Origin of the sequence: Blautia sp. MCC283, assembly GCF_018785565.1 — a bacterium.
Taxonomy (GTDB): Bacteria; Bacillota; Clostridia; order Lachnospirales; family Lachnospiraceae; genus Blautia_A.
This window is the reverse complement of record NZ_WQQB01000048.1, coordinates 1-219: the sequence shown is the minus strand read 5'-3', so window position 1 is coordinate 219 and position 219 is coordinate 1. Positions and strand designations below refer to the sequence as shown.

1 protein-coding gene is annotated in these 219 nt (G+C 36.1%); it reads left to right on the top strand.

Translation table 11 applies throughout. The features are described from left to right. Positions 1-55: 55 nt before the first annotated feature. Positions 56-219, top strand: a 164-nt coding sequence (locus GPK81_RS14440; RefSeq protein ID WP_330627642.1) for a helix-turn-helix domain-containing protein, incomplete at its 3' end; no start/stop codon positions are given.

The following is a 219-nucleotide window of genomic DNA, read 5'->3' as shown; positions in this document are numbered from 1 at the left end:
CACATTTAGCATTCTTACTATACTATCATCTTGTGCTTGTGGTCGAGTATCGTAGATGATTTTTCTAGGAAAAGGAAGTGGCATGGTGGCAAACAGAGCATATAAATTCAGAATATATCCCAATGATGAGCAGAAGATTTTGTTTGCTAAGACTTTTGGATGTGTGAGAATGGTATATAATCATTGGCTTGATAGAAAAATCAGGCAGTATGAGGAGAA